We start from the raw sequence: 15,361 nt of genomic DNA on the forward strand, positions 1-15,361 counted from the left end.
GAACCTAGGCAGAAGATTCGGAAGCGTCGCCGGACAGGTCTTCGTCCTTCAGGTGGCGATCGTGGTGCTGCTCGCCGCCGGGGCGCTCCTGGCCCTCCTGCTGCAGTCGCGCTACGACATCGACCGCGAGGCCCGCAACAGGTCGGTCTCCGTGGCGCAGACCTTCGCGAACTCCCTGGGCCTGCAGGAAGCGCTGAACTCGCCGGACCCGTCCGCGGAGCTGCAGCCCCTCGCCGAGGAGACGCGCAAGGACGCCGGGGTGGACTTCATCGTGGTGATGGACACGAACGGCATCCGCTACAGCCACCCCCAGCCGGACCGCATCGGCGAGCAGTTCGTCGGCACGATCGGGCCCTCACTCGCCGGCGAGGTGTACACCGAGAGCGTGAAGGGGCCACTGGGCAAGGAGATCCAGGCGATCGTCCCGGTCACCTCGCCCGAGGGCGAGGTCGTCGCCCTGGTCTCGGCAGGTCTGACCGTGGACAGCGTGACCGGCATCGCCGACCGTCAGCTTCCGGTGATCCTCCTCGCCATCGCCGTCGGGCTGGCTCTGGCCACCGTCGGCACGGCACTGATCAGCCGGAGACTGCGCCGCCAGACCCACGGGCTCGGCACGCAGGAGATGACCCGCATGTACGAGCACCATGACGCGGTGCTCCACTCCGTCCGCGAAGGGGTGCTGATCACGGACGGCGAAGGACGGCTACTCCTGGCGAACGACGAGGCCGGACGGCTGCTCGGCCTGCCGGACGACGCCGAAGGGCGCCCCGTCGACGAGGTCGGCATGGATCGCCGCATGGCGGAACTGCTGCTCTCCGGCCGGGTGGCCACCGACGAGGTGCTGGAGGCCGGGGACCGGCTGCTCGTCGTCAATCAGCGGCCCACGCTCCCGCAGGGCTCGGCGGTCACCATCCGCGACTCCACCGAGATACAGCTCCTGAGCAGCCGGGCGGAGACGGCCCGCAAGCGCCTCAAGCTGCTGTACGACGCCGGAGGCGACATCGGCACCACCCTCGACGTGGTCCGCACCGCCGAGGAACTGGCCGACGTCGCCGTTCCCCAGTTCGCGGACTTCGTCACGGTCGACCTCGCCGACCCGGTGCTGAAGGGCGACGAGCCCGGCCCGGGCGCCGACATGCGGCGCACCGCGGTGAGCGGCATCCGATCCGATCACCCGTTGTACCCGCTCGGCGCGCTGATCGACTTCCTGCCGTCCACACCGCAGGCCCGTGGCTACGACACGGGCACGACCGAGGTCGTACCCGATCTGCACGACGCGCCGGGCTGGCACGCCCAGGACCCGTTGCGGACCTCCCAGATCGTCGCCTACGGCATCCACTCGCTCATCGCGGCGCCGCTGAAGGCCAGAGGTGTCGTGCTCGGGATCGTCAACTTCTGGCGGTCCCAGAAGCCGGAGCCGTTCGACGAGGACGACCTGTCCCTGGCCGAGGAGCTCGTCGGCCGCGCCGCGGTCACCATGGACAACGCGCGCCGCTACACGCGCGAACACAATCTGGCCGTGACGCTCCAGCGCAGCCTGCTGCCGCGGGATCTGCCCGAGCAGAGCGCGGTGGACGCCGCTCACTTCTACCAGCCCGCCCAGTCGGGAGTGGGCGGGGACTGGTTCGACGTGATCCCGCTGTCGGGCAGCCGCGTCGGCCTCGTCGTCGGAGACGTCGTCGGGCACGGCCTGCATGCCGCGGCCACCATGGGGCGGCTGCGGACGGCCGTGCACAACTTCTCCTCCCTGGACCTGCCGCCCGACGAACTCCTCGCCCGTCTCGACAACCTCGTCCAGCGCATGGACCAGGAAGGCGACGGCACGCCCTCGGACGGCGGCGTCCTCGGCGCGACCTGTCTGTACGCCGTCTACGACCCGGTCTCCCGGAACTGCACCATGGCGCGGGCAGGACACGTGCCACCGCTCGTGGTCGCCCCGGACGGCACGACGACGATCTCGGAACTGCCGGCCGGTCCCCCGCTGGGGCTGGGAGGCATGCCGTTCGAGACGATGGAACTGCGGCTGGCGGAGGGCAGTCAGCTCGTCCTGTACACCGACGGGCTCGTCGAGGAGCGGAGCCGGGACATCTCCGAGGGCCTGGAGAGGCTGCGCACGGCCCTGAGCCACCCCGACCGAGACCCGCGGGCCAGCCTCCGCGCGGTGCTCGACGCCCTGCTCCCCGCCCAGCCGGCCGACGACATCGCGCTGCTGATCGCCCGGACACGAACGCTGGGCCCCAGCCGCGTCGCGGAATGGGATGTGCCGTTCGACCCAAGCGAGGTCGGCGCGATGCGCGGCCTCGCAGCCGAGCAACTGGAGAAGTGGGGCCTGGAGGAACTGGCGTTCACCACGGAGCTGATCCTCAGCGAGCTCATCACCAACGCCATCCGCTACGCCGCCGCGCCGGTTCGTGTGCGTCTCCTGCACGATCGCACCCTGACCTGCGAGGTGTGGGACGGCAGCAGTACCGCCCCGCACCTGCGGTACGCCACCACCACGGACGAGGGAGGCCGCGGACTGTTCCTGGTGGCCCAGCTCAGTGAGCACTGGGGCACCCGGTACACCCCGGAAGGCAAGGCGATCTGGGCCGAGCAGGCCCTGCCGGCGGCCGACGGCGCGCTCCCCTAGACCGCGGTCGTCACGCCGACCGCCGGAGCGGCCGGGAGGCGCGCATCGGACGGGCGATCAGGTCGGCGCGGCGCCCGAGGGCCGGTGCGGGAGTCGCCGCCCGCCCCAGACGCCGAAAAGCATCGTAGGCCGCTTCAGATTGCTCTGAAGCGGCCTACGATCTACGACTCTTTCGAGTCGGGACGACAGGATTTGAACCTGCGACCCCTTGACCCCCAGTCAAGTGCGCTACCAAGCTGCGCCACGTCCCGATGCCCGTCTGACCTGGGGTTTCCCCCGGCTGGACGCGCATGAGAACAATACCGCACTTTCCCTGGTGGTCACGAACCCTTTCCCCGGTGCCCCCGAGCGGGCACGGAGGAGGGTGGCGGTCGCTCTCCGTGACGGCCGTCGGCCGGCGTGGCGGGTGGTGGCGGCCGCGTCCCCGGCCGGGGACGGCCGGTCAGCGGCGCAGGTCCGCGCGGCGGTCGATCCGTTCCATCAGCTCGGCCGCCATCGCCTTGATCGTCTCCAGTCCGGCCTGTCCCCACGGCCGGATGGCGGTGTCGACCACGCAGACCGTGCCGAGCGCGACGCCGGTGCGGTCCACGAGCGGCGCCCCCAGGTAGGAGCGGATGCCGATCTCGTCCACGACCGGGTTGCCGGCGAAGCGCGGGTAGTCGTAGACGTCCTCCAGGACGAGGGCCCTGCGGCGCACCACGACGTGCGGGCAGTAGCCGTGGTCGCGGGCCATGGAGCGGCCCACGGGGCCGACCACCGGGGCGGCGGCGCCGGGCGCGTCCGCGGGGGTGTGCAGGCCCGCGAAGAACTGCCGTTCCTCGTCGATGAAGTTGACCATCGACACCGGGGCTCCGGTCATGTCCGCGAGGCGGTGGGCGAAGACGTCGAAGTCCGGCTCCCGCCGCTGTCCGAGGCCGAGTGCGCGCAGCCGCCGCGCGCGCTCCGGGGCGTCCTTGTCGACGGGTGTCAGGAGGAGGTGGCCGGTGGGGTCGTACGTCATGGCGTGCCTCCGTGGCGGGGCGCGGCGGCCGGGACGGCGGTGAGGAGGTACTGGACGAGGGTGAGCAGGGTCTGGATGCCGGAGCTGGCCATGCGGGCGTCGCAGAGGACGACCGGCACGTCCGGCGCGAGGTCGAGGGCGGTCCGCACCTCGTCGGCCTCGTAGCGGAAGGCGCCGTCGAACTCGTTGACGGCGACGACGAACCGGATGCCGCGCCGCTCGAAGAAGTCCACGGCGGAGAAGCACTCCTGGAGCCGGCGGGTGTCGGCCAGGACGACCGCGCCGAGCGCGCCCTCGGAGAGCTGGTCCCACATGAACCAGAAGCGCTCCTGGCCGGGGCTGCCGAAGAGGTACAGGACGTGGCGGTCGTCGAGCGTGATGCGGCCGAAGTCCATGGCCACGGTGGTCGTGGTCTTGGACTCCACGCCCTCCAGGCTGTCGGTGCCGACGCTGACCGAGGTCAGCAGTTCCTCGGTGCTCAGCGGTGCGATCTCGCTGACCGCGCCCACGAACGTGGTCTTGCCCACGCCGAAGCCGCCCGCCACCAGGATCTTGAGCGCGGTGGGGAAGGAGTCGGTCGGGAGGGGGCGGTCAGAGCCGCTGTCGTAGGCCATGGAGCACTGCCTCCAGCAGGGATCGGTCGGTCGGGTGGGTGTGGAAGCGGGGGGCGCGGGCCGTGAGCGCCCCGCAGTCCACGAGGTCGGCGAGCAGCACCTTGGTGACGCCCGCGGGCAGCCGCAGGTGCGCGGCGACCTCGGCCACCGAGGTGGGTCCGGAGCAGAGCCCGAGGGCCAGGCCGTGCTCCGGCCCCAGGTGGGCCTGGGGTGACGCGCCGGTCGCCATCACCATGGACAGCAGGTCCAGGGCGGCGGTCGGCTCGGTCCGGCCGCCGCTGACGGTGTACGGGCGGATGAGCCGGCCGGCCGCGTCGTCGAGCCAGGGACCTTCCGCGGGGGAGGTCGTGTTCACCGGCCGGTGCCGCCCCCGGCGTCGGCCGCCTGCCGGGCGGGGGTGACCAGGTAGGGGCGGACGCTCTTGACGAGCATCGCCATCTCGTAGCCGAGGACGGCGGCGTCCGCCTCGCGGCCGGCGAGGACCGCGAGGCAGGTGCCGGAGCCGGCGGTGGACACGAACAGCAGGGTGGAGTCGAGTTCGACGACCACCTGCCGGACCTCGCCGCCGTCGCCGAAGCGGGCGCCGGCGCTGCGGCCGAGGGAGTACAGGCCGGAGGCGAGGGCCGCCATGTGGTCGGCGGCGTCGGGGTCGAGGCCGTGCACGGACTTCACGAGGCCGTCGGAGGAGAGCAGTACGGCGTTGCGGGTGTAGGGGACGCGCTGGACCAGTCCGCCCAGCAGCCAGTCGAGGTCGGAGGAATGGCCGGTGGGCGCGTGGCTCGCCATGGTGTCTACTCCTTGTGCGCGTCGCCCGGACGGGGCGGCTCGTGGGGGGCGGGTCGGGATTCGGCGAGGCCGATGCCGCGCTGGAAGGCGGCCATCAGGCCGGGGTCGTGCAGGGTGTGCTCCTCGGTGCGGTCCGCGGGCTCGTCGCGCAGCTGCGGGACGAGGTGCTCCTGGGCGCGCCGCTTGGGGAGGAGGGGCCGTCCGCCCGCCTCGGGGGCCGGTGGGAACGGCGGGAGCGGTGTGAGGAGGTCGGCGGGCGGGCCCGGTGGGTGCGGCGCCGCGGCCGGGGCGTCCGGTGTCGGGCCCGGGTCCGCCGGGCCGCGGGGCGGCTCGTCGGTCCGGGGGTGGGTGAGCGGTGCGGGGGCGGTGGACCGGTCGTGGTGGACGGCGGTCCACTCCGGGAAGGGCGCGGGGTCGGGTACGGCTCCGGCGGAGGCCGTGGTGTCCAGCGCCGCGGGCGCCGGGTGGGGGCCCGGTGCCGGTGCGGTCGCGGGGGCGGCCTCGGGGGCCGGGGCGGTCGTGAGGTCCGGGGTGCGGTCCGGGGTGGTCGCGGGGTCCGGCGTGCGGACCGGGGCGGTCGTCGCGGGTGCGGGATCGGCGGCCGTGGGGGCGGACTCCGCCGGGCGTCCCTGCGGGGGCACCACTGCGGGCCCGGTGTGAGCGGCGCCCTGGCGCTCGTGCGGGGGGAGACCGTCGGGGTCGGGTCCGAGGAGGCCCTGCGGGAGCACGAGCACGGCCTGGACGCCGCCGTAGATGTTGGACTGGAGCCGTACGGCGATGCCGTGGCGGCGGGCGAGGGCGGCGACGACGAAGAGCCCGATGCGGCCGTCCTGGAGCAGATGGGCGACGCTGACCTGGTCGGGGGCGGCGAGCAGTGCGTTCATCCTGTTCTGCTCGGTGAGGGGCATGCCGAGACCGCGGTCCTCGACCTCGACGGCCAGGCCGGCCGTGACGTACTGGGCGCGCAGCAGCACGGTGGTGTGCGGCGCGGAGAACAGGGTGGCGTTCTCGACGAGTTCGGCGAGGAGGTGGATGACGTCGGCCACGGCGTGGCCGCGGAGCGTGCCCTCGACCGGGGGGACGAGCTTCACTCGCGGGTACTGCTCGACCTCGGCGATCGAGGAGCGCAGCACCTCGGACAGGGTGACGGGGTGGGACCACTGGCGGCGCGAGACGGCGCCGCCGAGCACGGCGAGGTTCTCGGCGTGCCGGCGGATGCGGGTGGCGAGGTGGTCGACGTGGAACAGGCCCTTGAGCAGCTTCGGGTCCTCGGCCTCGTTCTCCAGCTCGTCGAGGAGCTGGATCTCGCGGTGCACCAGGGACTGGAGTCGTCGGGCGAGGTTGACGAAGACCTCGACCTTCTGTTCGTCGCCGGCGCTGCTGGAGAGCCTGGAGGCCTGGACGACGGCGGCCACGGCGACCTCGTGGGAGCGGGCCAGCTCCTGGGAGAGCAGGTCGAACGCGTCTCCGGAGGCGGCGGCGGTCGCGGGGGCCGGCCGGGGCGCCGGCTCCTCGCCCCTGCGCAGCTGGTCGACGACCGTCTGCAGTTCGGCCTGGTGGCGGGCGCCGGCGCGGCGCAGGGCGTGGCACCGGTCGAGGACCGTCCTGGCCACCCGGTCCGCGCCCAGTGCGGCGGCCGTCACGGAGGCCACGGTGATCGCCGCGGCGCCGGTGAGCGCGGCCCAGAGCCCGGGGGTCGGGGTGGCACCGGTGGAGCGGAGGGTGAAGAGCACGGCCGCGGCCCAGCCCAGGGCGACCGCGACGGCGGGCAGGACGGATGTACGAAGGAGTGAGGGGCGTATCCGCGTTTCCACCGGCTGCGGGGCGGGGGTCCGGGGGGAGGTTCCGCCGCCGGGGCCGGGGGCGGGGTGGGTGCCTGACCGGCCGTGCCGCCCGCCCTCGCGTCGTTCGGACCGCGGGGCGGGTGCGCGAAGTTGAGACATGGGGGTCCTTGGTGCGTACGTGCCCAGGAATCGCTGTACTGCGGGTGAGCTGCGGAGGTGGACGACGGGGGGACTGCGCGGAGGTGGTCCGAGGGGTGCGCGACGGGACACGCGCGTCACCCTGCGATGATCACCGGCCACACACTGTAGTCGTCAACCGTTCACGTGGGGTGCACAGTTGGCAAAACCACCCGTGGGTGGTCGGCTCCGGTATCGCCGGGCCCACCGCGGGCCGGGAGGCTTCGGCCGAAACCCGTGGGGTGCGGACGGGGTCGCGGCGAGGTCCGGGAACGCGCGAGGGCGGAGGCGTCCTCACGCCTCCGCCCTCCGCGGACATGCCGCCCGGCGGGAACCCCGGGCGGGGTGCGGACCCGTCCGGCCCGCTCGTGGTCTCAGGGGGTCCGCGCCGCCTCCGGAGTGCCCCGGCCGGTGTCCGTGCCGGGTCCGCCCGCGGACGGACCCGCGTCCGCGTCCGGCGCGGCGACGGTGCCGGCGTCGCCGACGGCGGGGGCCGGTGCCGCCCAGCCGCCGGAGGGGACCCGGGCGACGGAGCGCCACCAGGGGTGGTCGGGCAGCCGTTCGGAGCCCGGCTCGAAGGGCTCGCCCGGGATCGGCAGGGCGATCCGCTGGGCGGCTCCGGCGGCGGCCTCGACGGTGCCCTCCCCCGGCTCGGCCCACGGGTGCGGGGCGAGGTTGAAGGTGCCCCAGTGGATCGGCAGCATGACCCCGGCGGGCGCTCCGCCCTGGAGGTCGAGATGGGCCCGCATGCCCTCGGCGGGGGTCATGTGGATGTCGGTCAACAACGCGTTACATCGAAATCGTTGAACCGGCCGGCATCACACGGTGCCCCGAGGGACCAAGCGCCCAAGGAGACGACGTATCGGTCCCAGGACCGACCTCTCCAGAGCGGCGCGGGATTCGGCTACGGTCGACGTAGGGGATCGCGTTCACGATCTCTCTCAGATCATGCGCTCAGGCTGCCGTTCCAGGCTCTGAGCTGGCCGCCGTATAGCAACAGGCGCTGCGCCGCTCCCCGCCACATGAGGTGCAATCGGTGACAGGTGCGGGCGTCGCCGCCGGGGCGTGCGGGCCTTCTCTGCAGTGCGTGGAGCGTGGTGGAACAGGGACGGTCTCAGGGGGCCAGAGCTCGTACGGCCAGCCCGAGCCCCACGACGACGACCAGGGCGGAGGTGGCCACCGGTCCGATACGTGAGGCGGTACCTACGAGCCAGCGCAGCCGGGGGCGGTCGCCAGCCTTCTTGATGCGATGTTTGACGTGGAGGAGGAGCATTCCGGCGAGGGCGAGGGTGGCCGCCATGCCGAGGCCGTAGGCGAGGACGAGGAGAATGCCGAAGGCGGTGCGGCCGAGCGCGACTGCTCCGAGGAGGACGACGAGGGCGGAGGGGCTGGGCACGAGTCCGCCGGCGATGCCCATCCCGATCAGGCCTGCTTTCCCGGCAGGACGAGAAGCGTGTGTGTGCTCGGACGGCGCATGCTCGTGCGTTCTGTGCGAGGCAGGGGCCTGGGCTGGAGCGGTGAGGGTGCGCGTGGCGGCAGCAGCGGATTCAGGCGCGCTGGTATGGGGCGCCGTGGAAGGAGCCGGATGGTGGCTTCCCCCGTGCTCGTGTCCGTGCTCGTGAGGGTGGCTGTGCTGGTGATGATGGTGGTGGCTGTGTCCGTGGGAGTGATGGTGGTGGCCGTGGGTGGGCTTGTGGCGGAGGGCTCGGGTCAGAAGCCATAGGCCGATGGCGGTGACGATGAGTCCGCTGGTCAGGCCGAGCCAGGCCAGGATGGTTTCGCCCGCGAGGTGGGTGGCGGTGGGGAGGGCGAGGCCGAGGATCAGGACACCCGCGGTGTGGGTGAGGGTGACGGTCGCGCCGACGGTGACGGCATCGCGCCGGGTTCCGCGGCGTCCGGCGAGGTAGGCCGCCATGATCGTCTTGCCATGGCCGGGCAGGAGGGCGTGGGAGGCCCCCAGGACGATGGCGAGGAGGAGGGCGAGGAGGCCGACGGGGAGGGTGAGTTCGTGCCGGGAGACGAGGGTGTCGAACCAGTTCGCGATCCGGTTGGCGCTTGTCCCCGCGGGACCGGCTGCAGGTGTGGGGGTGTTGGTGGTGCCGTCGGCGGGGGTGGTGTGCAGTTCGGCGGTGCGCTGGTCCAGTGCTGTGGCGAGGGGATCCGGCGGGTAGCGGCGGAGTTCCTGTGTGGGTGAGGTGGCGGGGAGATCGGTTCCGGTGATGCGCAGTCCGATGCCCTTGGCGGTGATCTCTCGCCATCCGATGCGGGTGGTGTCGTAGTGCGTGTCGACGTTGATGGCGCCGCCGCGCTCCAGTGGGGCGGCGGTGGTGTAGGCGCAGGTGAGTCGGCTGGTCTTGAGTCCTGCTTCGCCGGGCTCCCAGGTGAGCTGCGCGGCCCTGGGGCTCCATCGGGCGGGTCCGGCGGGGGTGCGCAGGGTGAGTCGGTCGGCCAGTGCTGTGCAGGTGGTGCGGGCGTACCGGGCGTTTTCAGCTTCGGTGAGGGTGTTGTTGTGGTCGGCGTCGATGAGAGGGCGCTCTTGGAGGGCGGCGATCTCGGCGCGGTCGACGATGACGGTGGCGTCGATGCGGTCTGGGTGCAGGACGAGGCCGGTGTGGTAGTTGACGGTGAAGTTGCCCAGTGGATGGGCCGGTGCGGCTGCTGCGGCGGGGGTGGTCAGGCTGCAGGCGGCGGTGAGCAAGACGGCGGCTGTGACGGCGGTGCGGTGTGCTGGGGTCATGGTTGGGTGCCGATTCGCTGGGACAGGGCACGCGCCTGGGCGGCGTGCAGCGGGTTGAGTGCGGGAGCCTGACCGAGTGCCGACCGCAGGTCGGCGGTGGCGGCCTGCTTGTTGCCCAGGGCGTGGTGGATCGCGGCCCGGTGGTAGTGCCACAGGGCGTTGCGGGTGCCGAGCGCGAGGGCCTGGTCGGCGTGTGCGAGGGCCTCCTCGTTGCGTCCGGCGCGGTGCAGGGCCCACGCGTAGGCGTCATGGACGGCGACGAACGACCTTGTACGCAGGGCCTGCTCGGCCATGGCCACGGCGCGCACGGGGTTGCCGTGGTCGGCTTCGAAGAGGATGGCGTCGGTGTCCGGCGAGCCGCCGGCGGAGGTACGCAGGGTGTCCTGTGCCCTGAGCAGGGCGTATGAGGATTCGGCCTGTTCGTCGTGTCCGAGAGCCTGATGCGTCTCGCCGAGGGCGAGCAGGAGGTGCGGCAGGGGTGCGATGTCCGTCGCGTGCTGCCAGTCGGCGCGTGCCTGTTTCGTCTGGCCGAGTGCGGCGAGGGCGCGTGCTCGGGCATCGAGGAGCGCGGGGTCGGCCGGTGCTTTTCGCAGCCCTTGTTCGGCTTCGCTGAGCGCCTGGCGCGCGTCGCCGTCCTCGAGTGCGAGGCCGGACAGGCAGGCGTGGGCGAAGGCGCGCTCGCTGTCGGTGGTGGCCGCGGTCAGGGAACGCCGCATCAGTTCCGCCGCCCGCCCGGTGCTGCCGCGCAGCTCGAACACATAGGAGGCGCGGGCCAGGGAGGCTGCGTCGGGGCGCAGGTCGTTCATCTTCTGCACGGCCCGCTCGGCGTCGCGGTAGTGGCCGAGCTGGGTGTGGGCGTCGGCCAGGACCCCGTACGCGGCCGGGTTGTAGGGGTCGCTGGTGATGGCCTTCTCGGCCCAGGTACGGGCGGCGGTGAACTCGTGGCGGGCGGCGGCGAGTGCGGCCATGCCGGTCTCGGCGCCACTGTTGCCGCCAGGCTGCAAGGAGAGGGAGCGGCGCAGGGCCTTCTCGGCCGCGGCATAAAGGGCGGGGTCAGCGGTAGTGCGGGCCTGCTCGATGCGGGCCATCCCGAGGGCCGTCCAGGTGTTCCAGTCGCCCGGCAGGCGCTCCAGGCGAGCGGTGAGCGCCGCGGCCGGGGCCTCGGGCCGGGCGGCTGTGCCGGTAGGTGCGGAGGCGGGGAAAGGGGGTGTGTTAGGGATGGCGGGTTGGATGAGTACGGCTCCGGCGGCGAACATCGCGGTTCCCAGAGCGAGGGTGACGGCGACTTTCGTCAGTCGGCGTCGGCCGCGGGCGGGCGTGGGCGGGTCAGGGGTCATCGGAGGGTGTCTTCCTGCGTGAGTGACGCGCTCCCGGGGCCGGACCGGGCGTGGTCCGGCCCCGGGAGCCTTGATGGTGCGGTGGCGTCACATCAGGCGCGGTTGCGGCGGCGCATCCGCCATCCGGCCGCCGCGAGCAGGGCGGCTCCCACACCGCCGAGGGAGGCCGCAGACTTTTCCTTGCTCTTGGCCATGCCGGACGGTCCGCTGTTGACGGACTTGGTGTGGGGCAGGGCCAGGTACGGGAACGAGGTGCCGAACGGGACCTCGTTGGCGTTCACCTTGTCGCCGTCGGCCAGCGCCGGGATGAGCTGTCCGGTCTGGGCGGCGCCTTCGACGGCCTGCAGGGAGATGTCGATGACGTCGTCGGTCAGACGGCGTCCGTTGGGGAACCCGGCCAGGTCGCCGGCGAGGACGCCGTACCGGTTCGGGTTCGCGGTCGGCGGGACTGCCATGTTCAGACGCAGTTCCTCCGCGGGCACGATGCGGCGGAGGTTGGCGTCACGGTTGAGACGGTGGGCGTTGAGGTCTGCCTGGATCGGCCCGCACGCCTTGCAGATCCCGGTGAGGTAGATCTCGGCGAGGTCGTTGCGCGGGGCGGGCGGTGCGGGGACGCCGTAGACCTGCTGGATGAGCTTGGGCAGGATCGGGTCGAGGACCTTGTCGACGACCGGCTGGACGGTGCGGTCCTGGTCGGGGTTGAGGGTGTTGAAGGCGTCCTTGTACTTCAGCGGGACGACGACCTCGTTCACGAGGGGGTTGCCCAGGCGGGAGACCTGCTTCCACTTGTCGCCGTGCCCGGTGCGCGAGTCGGAGACCTGCACGCCCTTGCGGTCGGTGGTCGACCAGATGCCCACGACCGGATTGCGCGACGGGGTGTAGTTCAGCGCCAGGTACTTCTTGGGGATCTGCAGGGCGACGGAGTTGACGTTGTAGCCGGCCAGGGTGTCCTGGCCGCGCTCGGACAGGTTCCCGCCGTAGAGGAGGTCGAAGACCCGCAGGTCGGCGAAGAACGGGTCCTCGGCCTGCCCGGCGAACGCCTTCCCGCCACCCGGCAGACCGCGCACGGCCTGGGCGCGCAGGGAGGCGTAGTTCGGCATCGAGGCGGGGCCGACGCGCGACGGGGCGGCGGGCACGTTGGACAGCAGGGTCCTGCTCGTCTTGCCGCGGGTCTCGATGAGGTCGTAGACCTGCCGGAAGTTCAGGTCCGGGTCGTCGAGGGTGGTCACCTGGCCGGTGTTGTAGAGGAACTGGTTAGCGTCGTCGCGGATCTGGTTCTTGAACCGCCAGGTGTAGGTGACGTCGGCGTTGCCGTCACCTGTGTTGTCGATCTTGATGTTGTAGCGGAGGTCCTCGCCGAAGGCGTAGAAGTTCGGCCCGCCGTTGGGCTCCTCGAACGGGATCCAGTTCGCCACCAGGGTCACGGTGTCGGACTTGTCGGGGCTGGTGAACGCGTACACGTCGGTGTTGTCGGCGCGCGGATCACCGGCGATCAGCGGGGCCTCACGGTGGCTGGAGGCGGAACTGACGCCGGGGCCGAGGGCGAGGACGGCCATGGCGGTCGCGAGGGCGCCGGAGCCGAGGACGAGCAGGGAGTGGTCCAGCATCCGGCGCCGGCCGGACGTTGTGGAGGTTGCCTTCACGAAGAGGTGCTTCCTTCCCAGCAAGGTGCGTACCAAGCCCGGCCTGATAGGGGCGGGCGTCGGTGTCGCTAGGGGGCTTATCAGGTGGCGGTCGGCACCGCGGCGAACGGGGGAGTTCGCACTGCCCGGGCAGGGTCAGGAAAGGCAACGGGACTGACCAGGTCCGGACACACCATCGCGCAGGGCTGCGCAGGGCGAAGGAAACCACGCCCGGACATCGCCGCGCGCCTGCCCGCCGCCCGCCGCCGACGCGCCCGGGTCCACGAGGAGCGACAATTGTGCAGGTCAGAGGATTTCTTGTCCCGGCTTCGAGGCGGGCGCGACACGCAGTGCCGCTGTTAGCCCAAATGAGCCAACAACCGCTTGTTGCAACTAAGTTGCAACAGTGCGGCGTTGGTGGTGAGTGTGTCTGTTCAGTTGCCGTTGCCGCATGGATGATCTCTGGGTCCATAGGGCGAGGGAGTGAGGGTGCTCGCACGGCGTGGCAGCCGCCGTGTACGCGGGTCGATCGCTGTCACCGGCTCGCCGGCGGCGTGGCGCCGAGTAACCCCTTCTCGCACATCCAGGACCGGACAGAGTCTGTGGCGACCGAACTCTTCGTTCCCTCGGACCGGCGGCCCCTGCGCGGGCCGGGTGTCCAGGACGGCTGCAAGAGAGCGGGGCAGGGCCTCCTGCCAGCCCAGCAGCCGCAGCCCGCGCACCTCGGTCCCATGACAGCAGATCTCAAGTCCCGCACAGTCAGTGGGCCGACATGTCTCGTCTCTAGCCAGGACCACACCGTCACCAGCGGCAGCGTCGCATCCTCCCGTCGGTGGACCGGCGCGCGGCCGGTCCCACCCGGATGGCGCAGCCCGAGGCAGTGCCCTTGGGCCGTGCGGGTGGCGTCCGTCCCTGGCGCCCATCCCCTACTACGCCGGCGGCGAATTCACCACGAGACCTGGGCCACCTGGGCCCAAGCTCCGATGAAGGAGTGATCATGCGCAACCGGACCGTGACCGCGGCTTCCGCAGTCGTCCTGGCCGCCCTGTGCGCGGCACCCGCGCTGGCGGTGTCCGACACGGCCTCGAAGACGCCGCCCGCCCACGACCACAAGGCCCTGCACGCCATCGGCCTGACCGGCGACCAGCGCCTCGTCGAGTTCGACGTCCACAAGCCCTCCAAGACCTGGTCGCTGGGCAAGATCTCGGGGTTGTCCGGGGACACCAAGCTCGTCGGGATCGACTTCCGCGTCCAGAACGAGAAGCTGTACGGCGTCGGCGACAAGGGCGGCATCTACACCCTGAACACCACCAACGCCAAGGCCATGAAGGTCTCCCAGCTGACCGTGGCCCTGGCCGGCGCGGCGTTCGGCGTGGACTTCAACCCCGCCGCCGACCGGCTGCGGGTCATCTCCAACACCGGCCAGAACCTGCGGCACAACATCGACGACGCGGCCGCCCCGCTGACGACCACCGTCGACGGCACCCTGACGAACCCGACCATGCCGCCGTCGACCGCCATGGGAGTGACCGGAGCCGCCTACACCAACAACGATCTGAACGCGGCGACCGCGACGACGCTGTTCGACCTGGACACGATGGCCGACCGCATCTCCCTGCAGTCCCCGGCCAACGCCGGCACCCTGGCCCCCACCGGCAACCTCGGCGTGGACGCCGCCCTGGACGCCGGATTCGACATCTACTACAACCCGGCCGCCGGCACTAACCACGGCTTCGCCGCCATCGGCAACGGTGGCTCCTACCGCCTGTACGCAGTCGACGTCCTGACCGGCAAGGCCACCGGTAAGGGCGCCTTCCCGGCCAAGTACCAGGTCACCGACCTGGCCCTGCCCATCAACCAGAAGTAGCCCCCGCCCGCAGCCGGCCTGGGCGCGGCACCCTGCCGAGCCCAGGCTCCTGGTACGGCTATCGGCCCAGTGATCATGCCGGTGACCCTGCACCCTTCCGAGGAGGGCTAGTGCAGGGCCACCGTGACGTGCGGACCGTGCGCGAAGCCCTACTTGGGCATGAGGACGGTGTCGATGATGTAGACGTTGGCGTTGGCGGTCTTCACGTTGCCGCAGACCACGTTGGCGGTGTCGTTGACCTTGTAGGACTCGCCGGAGCCGGCGGTGGTGATCATGCCCTTCTGGAGGGTCTCGAAGGAGCCGTTCTCCAGCTGCTTGGGCGTGAGCTTCTGGCCGACGACGTGGTAGGTGAGGATCTTGGTGAGGGTGGCCTTGTCGGCGAGGACCTTGTCGAGGTCGGCCTTCGGGATCTTGGCGAAGGCGTCGTTGGTCGGGGCGAAAACGGTGATGTTCTCGGCGTTGTTGAGGGTGTCGACCAGGCCGGCCTGCTTGACCGCGGTCACGAGGGTGGACAGGGCCGGGTTGTTCGAGGCGGCGGTGGCCACGGGGTCCTTGGCCATGCCGTCGAAGGAGCCCGCGCCCTCCTTCGGCACCCCGGCACAGGCGGGGCCGAAGGGCTGGTCGTCGGTCATCGGCGCCTCGGAGGGGGTGCTCGCCTCCGTCGTCTTCGCGGCGTCCTCGGCACCCGCGCTGGGGGCGGCCTTGGTGTCGCTGCCGGAGTCGGAGCACGCGGCCAGGGAGAAGGGCAGCGCGGCTGCGGCGACGACGGCGATCGCGGTACGGCGGATCTTCATGCTGTTCATGACCA

The 15,361-nt window shown here is 71.8% G+C and carries 11 protein-coding genes, 1 tRNA gene and 1 pseudogene; 2 read left to right on the top strand and 11 right to left on the bottom strand.

Going from position 1 to position 15,361, the window contains the following annotated elements:
* The first annotated feature begins 52 nt into the window (after positions 1 to 52).
* Complete coding sequence (locus ACY0MR_RS06740; RefSeq protein WP_392864021.1) at positions 53 to 2,629, top strand: SpoIIE family protein phosphatase; 2,577 nt, start codon at positions 53 to 55, stop codon at positions 2,627 to 2,629.
* A gap of 177 nt (positions 2,630 to 2,806) precedes the next feature.
* Here ACY0MR_RS06740 and ACY0MR_RS06745 read toward each other — a convergent pair.
* The 10 genes and pseudogenes from ACY0MR_RS06745 to ACY0MR_RS06790 form a co-directional block, all read right to left on the bottom strand.
* Positions 2,807 to 2,880: transfer RNA gene (locus tag ACY0MR_RS06745), tRNA-Pro, on the bottom strand.
* A gap of 191 nt (positions 2,881 to 3,071) precedes the next feature.
* Positions 3,072 to 3,629 (bottom strand): GAF domain-containing protein, encoded by a 558-nt coding sequence (locus ACY0MR_RS06750; RefSeq protein WP_473559755.1) that lies wholly within the window; start codon positions 3,627 to 3,629, stop codon positions 3,072 to 3,074.
* A complete protein-coding gene (locus ACY0MR_RS06755; protein WP_392864023.1) occupies positions 3,626 to 4,243 on the bottom strand; it encodes a GTP-binding protein in 618 nt (205 codons plus the stop codon). The genes ACY0MR_RS06750 and ACY0MR_RS06755 overlap by 4 nt, the downstream gene beginning before the upstream one ends.
* The gene (locus ACY0MR_RS06760) at positions 4,221 to 4,598 is read right to left on the bottom strand and encodes a DUF742 domain-containing protein (RefSeq protein WP_361856913.1); all 378 of its coding nucleotides are present in this window, start codon (positions 4,596 to 4,598) and stop codon (positions 4,221 to 4,223) included. The genes ACY0MR_RS06755 and ACY0MR_RS06760 overlap by 23 nt, the downstream gene beginning before the upstream one ends.
* Positions 4,595 to 5,029, bottom strand: a complete 435-nt coding sequence (locus tag ACY0MR_RS06765) for a roadblock/LC7 domain-containing protein (protein WP_388795645.1) — start codon at positions 5,027 to 5,029, stop codon at positions 4,595 to 4,597. Before ACY0MR_RS06765 ends, ACY0MR_RS06760 begins: the two co-directional genes overlap by 4 nt.
* A 5-nt stretch (positions 5,030 to 5,034) precedes the next feature.
* Positions 5,035 to 6,972 carry a sensor histidine kinase gene (locus tag ACY0MR_RS06770; protein WP_473559758.1) on the bottom strand — a complete coding sequence of 646 codons (1,938 nt, stop codon included), beginning with the start codon at positions 6,970 to 6,972 and terminating at the stop codon, positions 5,035 to 5,037.
* 392 nt (positions 6,973 to 7,364) lie between these two features.
* Positions 7,365 to 7,766, bottom strand: a pseudogene (locus tag ACY0MR_RS06775) (MBL fold metallo-hydrolase); the annotation flags it as partial.
* Between the two features lie 338 nt (positions 7,767 to 8,104).
* Complete coding sequence (locus tag ACY0MR_RS06780; protein ID WP_473559760.1) at positions 8,105 to 9,727, bottom strand: nickel/cobalt transporter; 1,623 nt, start codon at positions 9,725 to 9,727, stop codon at positions 8,105 to 8,107.
* Positions 9,724 to 10,815, bottom strand: coding sequence for a tetratricopeptide repeat protein (locus ACY0MR_RS06785; protein ID WP_473559762.1), 1,092 nt, complete (start codon positions 10,813 to 10,815; stop codon positions 9,724 to 9,726). The genes ACY0MR_RS06780 and ACY0MR_RS06785 overlap by 4 nt, the downstream gene beginning before the upstream one ends.
* A gap of 341 nt (positions 10,816 to 11,156) precedes the next feature.
* Positions 11,157 to 12,671, bottom strand: a complete 1,515-nt coding sequence (locus ACY0MR_RS06790) for a DUF4331 domain-containing protein (RefSeq protein WP_473561720.1) — start codon at positions 12,669 to 12,671, stop codon at positions 11,157 to 11,159.
* Positions 12,672 to 13,683: 1,012 nt separating this feature from the next.
* On the opposite strand from ACY0MR_RS06790, the gene ACY0MR_RS06795 reads away from it, so the two are divergent.
* Positions 13,684 to 14,553, top strand: coding sequence for a DUF4394 domain-containing protein (locus ACY0MR_RS06795; RefSeq protein ID WP_473559764.1), 870 nt, complete (start codon positions 13,684 to 13,686; stop codon positions 14,551 to 14,553).
* Between the two features lie 149 nt (positions 14,554 to 14,702).
* Here ACY0MR_RS06795 and ACY0MR_RS06800 read toward each other — a convergent pair whose 3' ends face one another.
* Positions 14,703 to 15,356: a fasciclin domain-containing protein gene (locus tag ACY0MR_RS06800; protein WP_190044977.1), complete on the bottom strand. Its 654-nt coding sequence runs from the start codon at positions 15,354 to 15,356 to the stop codon at positions 14,703 to 14,705.
* Between the last annotated feature and the right edge of the window lie 5 nt (positions 15,357 to 15,361).

The organism is Streptomyces sp. JN8 (assembly GCF_055808075.1).

Bases quoted from the DNA above. Each gene is read 5' to 3' on its own strand.
- ACY0MR_RS06795 (WP_473559764.1), top strand. From the start codon at position 13,684: ATGCGCAACCGGACCGTGACCGCGGCTTCCGCAGTCGTCCTGGCCGCC.
- ACY0MR_RS06780 (WP_473559760.1), bottom strand. From the start codon at position 9,727: ATGACCCCAGCACACCGCACCGCCGTCACAGCCGCCGTCTTGCTCACC.
- ACY0MR_RS06790 (WP_473561720.1), bottom strand. From the start codon at position 12,671: ATGCTGGACCACTCCCTGCTCGTCCTCGGCTCCGGCGCCCTCGCGACC.
- ACY0MR_RS06785 (WP_473559762.1), bottom strand. From the start codon at position 10,815: ATGGCCCGCATCGAGCAGGCCCGCACTACCGCTGACCCCGCCCTTTAT.
- ACY0MR_RS06755 (WP_392864023.1), bottom strand. From the start codon at position 4,243: ATGGCCTACGACAGCGGCTCTGACCGCCCCCTCCCGACCGACTCCTTC.
- ACY0MR_RS06800 (WP_190044977.1), bottom strand. From the start codon at position 15,356: ATGAACAGCATGAAGATCCGCCGTACCGCGATCGCCGTCGTCGCCGCA.
- ACY0MR_RS06765 (WP_388795645.1), bottom strand. From the start codon at position 5,029: ATGGCGAGCCACGCGCCCACCGGCCATTCCTCCGACCTCGACTGGCTG.
- ACY0MR_RS06750 (WP_473559755.1), bottom strand. From the start codon at position 3,629: ATGACGTACGACCCCACCGGCCACCTCCTCCTGACACCCGTCGACAAG.
- ACY0MR_RS06770 (WP_473559758.1), bottom strand. From the start codon at position 6,972: ATGTCTCAACTTCGCGCACCCGCCCCGCGGTCCGAACGACGCGAGGGC.